This is a genomic window from Streptomyces sp. 13-12-16 (assembly GCF_002114215.1).
GTDB lineage: Bacteria > Actinomycetota > Actinomycetes > Streptomycetales > Streptomycetaceae > Streptomyces.
This window is the reverse complement of sequence record NZ_NCTE01001000.1, coordinates 7,434-12,627: the sequence shown is the minus strand read 5'-3', so window position 1 is coordinate 12,627 and position 5,194 is coordinate 7,434. Positions and strand designations below refer to the sequence as shown.

The following is a 5,194-nucleotide window of genomic DNA, read 5'->3' as shown; positions in this document are numbered from 1 at the left end:
GGCTTCCATGGCGGCCAGGGCGTCGTACAGCGCGCGTACGGCGTCGGGGCCGGCCCGCTCGGCGGCGAGCCGGGCCGCCTCGGGCTCGACGATGCGCCGCAGCTCGCCCGTGTCGCGCAGCAGGGCCGCCGCGTCCCCGGCCTGTTTCCAGCGCAGTACGTCGCGGTCCAGGTGGTTCCAGTGCTCCGGGGGCAGCACGCGCGTGCCGGTGCGCGGCCGTACGTGCAGCATCCCCTTGGCCACGAGCGACTTGACCGCCTCCCGCACCACTCCCCGGCTGACGCCGATCTCGGCCGCGAGCGTGTCCTCGACCGGCAGCGGATCGCCCGGCTCCCACGCGCCGCCCACGATGCGTCGGCCGAGCTCGTCGGCCACCCGCTGTTGCAGGGTCAGGAAGTGCACCACGATCCCCGTTCGCCCCCTGGACGCCATTCGTCGAATCATTTAATGATTGGGGCACAGGGTAGGGCCTGCGGGCCCGCGCCCGCCAACGCCCCTTCGCGGAGCGGACGACGCCGGAGCCACGGGAGTGTTCACATGACCGACGACCGGAGGACGAACCGCCGCAGCCAGGCATGGTTCGGCGCACAGGGCCGCAGCGGGATGCTGTACCGCTCCTGGATGCGCAACCAGGGGTTCGGGCACGAGGTGTTCGACGGGCGTCCCGTCATCGGCATCGCGACCAGTGCCTCCGAACTCGCCCCGTGCAACGCCCATCTGACCCGCGTCGCCGAGGCCGTCAAGCGCGGCGTGTGGCAGGCGGGCGGCCTGCCGCTGCAGTTCCCCACCATGGCCACCGGCGAGACTCTGATGCGCCCCACCGCCATGCTGTACCGCAACCTCATGGCCATGGAGGTCGAGGAGCTGATCCGGGCCAATCCGCTCGACGGCGTGGTGCTCCTGTCCGGCTGCGACAAGACGACCCCCGCCATGCTCATGGGCGCCGCCAGCGTCGACCTGCCCGCCGTCATGGTCACCGGCGGGCCCATGCTCAACGGCAAGTACCGGGGGCAGGACGTGGGATCCGGCACCCATGTGTGGAAGTTCGAGGAGGATCTGAAGACCGGCCGGATGACCGAGGAGGAGTGCTTCTTCGCGGAGGGCTGCATGGCCCGCTCCAACGGACACTGCATGACGATGGGGACCGCCTCGACGATGGCCTGCGTGGCCGAGGCGCTCGGCATGCAGCTGCCGGGCTCGGCGGCCTGGCCCGCGGTCGACTCCCGGCGGATGGAGACCGCGCAGGCGGCGGGGCAGCGCATCGTGGCCATGGTGGAGGAGGAGCTGCGGCCCTCGCGGATCCTGACCCGGGAGGCGTTCGAGAACGCCGTCCGGGTCAACGCGGCCATCGGCGGCTCCACGAACGCCGTCATCCATCTCACCGCCCTCGCCGGACGCGTCGGCGTCGAGCTGAGCCTGCGGGACTTCGACGACCTGGTCCGCGCGGTGCCGACCCTGGTCAACCTGATGCCCAGCGGCACGTACCTCATGGAGGACTTCTGCTACGCGGGCGGGCTGCCCGCCGTCATGGCCGAACTGCTCGGCGGCAAGCTGCTGCACGGGGGGCCGGTCACGGTCACCGGACGCACCGTCGCCGAGAACACCGAGTCCGCCGAGCGGTTCGGCTCCGAGGTCATCACCCCCCTCGACGCCCCCTTCCAGCCGGCCGGCACCGGTATCGCCGTCCTGCGCGGCAACCTGTGCCCCGACGGCGCGGTGATCAAGCAGTCCGCCGCCTCACCGCACCTGCTCACCCACCGCGGCCCCGCGCGCGTCTTCGACTCCCCGGAGGCGTACCACGAGGTCGCCGACGACCCGGACCTCGACGTCGACGAGAACACCGTCATCGTCATCCGCAACGCCGGCCCCAGGGGCTACCCCGGCATGCCCGAGGTCTCCAACGTCCCGCTGCCCGCCAAGCTGCTGAAGGCCGGCGTCACGGACATGGTGCGCGTGTGCGACGGCCGGATGAGCGGCACCGGCTACGGAACGGTTGTCCTGCACGTGGCGCCCGAGGCCGCCGTCGGCGGACCCCTCGCCCTGGTGCGCGACGGGGACCCCGTCGTCCTCGACGTCCCGAACCGCACCCTGCGCCTGGACGTGGACGACGCCGAGCTCGCGCAGCGCCGGCAGGAGTGGACGCCGCCCACCGAGCGGTACGCCGGCGGCTACACCTGGCTCTACACCCAGCACGTGGAACAGGCCGACCGGGGCGCCGACTTCGGGTTCCTGCGCGGAAGCCGTGGACACGAGGTCCCCCGCGACTCCCACTGAGCCCGCCCCCCTCGCATCCAGGAGAGCATCGATCGTGGAATCGGCAGCAGCGCGCCCCCGTCCGGTCCTCACCGCCGGATCCGTCCTTCCGGAGGACGCCGGCCGGGGCGCCCTCGTCGCGCGCGTCCACGACCCGGAAGAGGACGGACCGTGTGTGGCCGCGGTCCGCGGAGAGGACGTCGTCGACCTGACGGCTCTCGCACCCACCGTTTCCGACCTCATGGAACGCGACGACGCGGCGGCCGTCGTCCGCGAGGCCGACGGCGGACGCACGTGGCGTCTGGACGACCTGCTGCAGGCACGGCCCGGCCGCCGTGACGTGCCGCATCTGCTCGCCCCCGTCGATCTCCAGGTGATCAAGGCGGCGGGCGTCACCTTCGCCCGGAGCCTGCTGGAACGCGTCATCGAGGAGCGCACGGGCGGCGATCCGGCGCAGGCCGCGAGGGTGCGGGCCCGCGTGGTCCAGGTGGTGGGCGGCAGGCTCGACGGCATCCGTCCCGGATCACCGGAAGCGGTCAAGGCCAAGGAGCTGCTCGTCGCCGAAGGGCTGTGGTCGCAGTACCTGGAGGTCGGGATCGGGCCGGATCCGGAGGTGTTCACCAAGGCCCCCGTACTGTCCGCGGTCGGCACCGGCGCCGACATCGGAGTGCTCGGTGCCTCCGTGTGGAACAACCCCGAGCCCGAGGCCGTCCTCGTCGTGGACTCGCGCGGCCGGGTACGCGGAGCGACGCTCGGCAACGACGTCAATCTCCGCGACATCGAGGGACGCAGTGCCCTGCTGCTGTCCCGCGCGAAGGACAACAACGCCTCCTGCGCGATCGGCCCGTTCGTCCGCGTGCTCGACGAGGACTTCGGTCTCGACGCCGTACGCGGGCTCGACATCGGCCTGCGGGTCGAGGGCACGGACGGCTACGTACTGCGGGGCAGCAGTTCCCTGCGCGAGATCAGCCGCGACGTGCTGGACCTGGTGGCCGCCACGCACGGCGCGCACCATCAGTACCCGGACGGATTCGTGCTGTTCACGGGGACGCTGTTCGCCCCGACCGAGGACCGGCAGGCGCCCGGTGCGGGCTTCACCCACGAGTACGGCGACGTCGTACGGATCTCCAGCCCGCGGCTCGGCGCCCTGGTCAACACCGTCGTCCCCAGTGAGGAGGCCGCGCCGTGGACGTTCGGCGTGGGAGCGCTGATGCGCAGCCTCGCCCGGCGCGGCCTGTTGTGAGACCTCCGACGGTCCGGGGTGCGCGGCGCCCCTGACGTGCGCCGCGCACCCCCGGTTCAGGTGGTGAGCGGCTCCTGCACGATCGTGACGTGCAGGCGCCGCGTGTGATCCACACGGCGTTCGGCCCCGGTCAGCACGACCCTGGCCGTCAGGCGCGGATCCGCACTGGAGGCGGCCAACCGCACCTCCAGCTCACCCGGTTCGACGACGCGCCGGCCGTCGCGGCCGGTGAAGGAGGCGACGTCGGCCGGGACCTTGACGCTCAGGCGCCGGGCCTCCCCCGGCTCCAGGGCGGCCCGGGTGTAACCGACGAGGCGCTGCACCGGCTGGACGACGGAGGCGACCGGGTCGTGCAGATAGAGCTGGACGACCTCGGTCCCGGACCGCCCGCCGGTGTTGCGGACGGTGAAGGAGAAGGCGAACTCGCCGTCCGTCGGGGCCTCCTGGACCTCCACCGCCAGATCGGTCCAGTCGAACCGCGTGTAGGACAGGCCGTGTCCGAAGGCGAACGCGGGGGTCGGGTCGATGCTGGACGCCCTGCTGGCGTGCGCGAGCCGTGCCCCGAGGTAGGTGCCAGGCTGGGAGCCCGGCCCGCGCGGCACTCCGACCGGAAGACGTCCGGAGGGATTGACCCGGCCGCTGAGCACCCCGGCGATCGCGTGCGTGCCCTCCTCGCCCGGGAAGAAGGACTGCACGATCGCCGCGGACTCCTCGACCGCGCGGCCGAGGGCGTACGGCCGTCCGGCCAGCAACACGGTGACCACGGGCGTATCGAGATCGAGGAGGGCGTCGAGCAGGTGCTGCTGCGCGCCGGGCAGGGCGAGGGACTCCGCGTCGCAGCCCTCGCCGCTGGTGCCCCGCCCGAAGACTCCGGCGCGGTCGCCGAGCACCACCAGGGCGACGTCGGCCTCGCGCGCCACCCGCGCGGCCTCGTCGAAGCCGGAGAGGTCCCCGTCGTCGACGCCGGTGCCGCGGGCGTACGTGATCTCGGCGTCGGGAAACTCGGCGGCGAGCGTCTCGCGCAGGGTGGGCAGTTCGATGCCGAGGGGGGTCCCGGGGTGGCGGACTCCGATGTGCTGGGGGAAGGAGTAGCAGCCCAGGACGGCCGTGCCCTCGTCCGCGTTGGGGCCGACCAGGGCGATGCGGCGGGGCGCGGCGAGCGGCAGGGTGCCGTCGTTGCCCAGCAGCACGACCGCTTCCTCCGCGAGCGCGCGGGCCAGGGCGCAGTTCTCCGGGCCGTCCAGGTCGATCCGGCCGCGCAGGGCGGCCGGATCGTCCGGGTCCGCCCCGTCGAGCGCCGCCGGCACGGGGTCCCAGTCCGGGTCGAGCAGGCCGAGTGCCACCTTCTGGGTGAGTACCCGGCGCACGGCGCGGTCGACCAGCTCCTCCGGGATGCGGCCGTCGGCGACGGCCTCGGTCAGGGGCGCGCCGTACGTCTTGACGTTGGGCAGTTCGACGTCGATGCCCGCGCGCAGCGCCGTGCCGGCGGCGTCCGCCCAGTCGGTCGCGACGCCGTGCAGGGTCTTGAGGAAGGCGATGGCGAAGTAGTCGGCGACGACGGTGCCTTCGAAGCCCCAGGTCTCGCGCAGCAGTCCGGTGAGCAGGTCCTCGTCCGCCGCGGCGGGCATGCCGTCGGTGTCGGTGTAGGCGTTCATCAGGGAGCGGGCGCCGCCCTCGCGGATGGCCATCTCGAAGGGG

General features: G+C 73.0%; 4 protein-coding genes. 2 read left to right on the top strand and 2 right to left on the bottom strand.

The window, feature by feature from the left end:
* Positions 1–432, bottom strand: a 432-nt coding sequence (locus tag B7767_RS33970) for a FadR/GntR family transcriptional regulator (RefSeq protein WP_143652774.1), incomplete at its 3' end; no start/stop codon positions are given.
* A gap of 105 nt (positions 433–537) precedes the next feature.
* On the opposite strand from B7767_RS33970, the gene B7767_RS33965 reads away from it, so the two are divergent.
* Together B7767_RS33965 and B7767_RS33960 are read left to right on the top strand one after the other, a co-directional pair.
* Positions 538–2,274 carry an IlvD/Edd family dehydratase gene (locus B7767_RS33965; RefSeq protein WP_085575460.1) on the top strand — a complete coding sequence of 579 codons (1,737 nt, stop codon included), beginning with the start codon at positions 538–540 and terminating at the stop codon, positions 2,272–2,274.
* A 34-nt stretch (positions 2,275–2,308) separates the two neighbouring features.
* Positions 2,309–3,496 carry a fumarylacetoacetate hydrolase family protein gene (locus B7767_RS33960; protein WP_085575459.1) on the top strand — a complete coding sequence of 396 codons (1,188 nt, stop codon included), beginning with the start codon at positions 2,309–2,311 and terminating at the stop codon, positions 3,494–3,496.
* Positions 3,497–3,552: 56 nt separating this feature from the next.
* Here B7767_RS33960 and B7767_RS33955 read toward each other — a convergent pair.
* On the bottom strand, positions 3,553–5,194 hold a 1,642-nt coding region (locus B7767_RS33955), incomplete at its 5' end, for a glycoside hydrolase family 3 C-terminal domain-containing protein (RefSeq protein ID WP_085575458.1).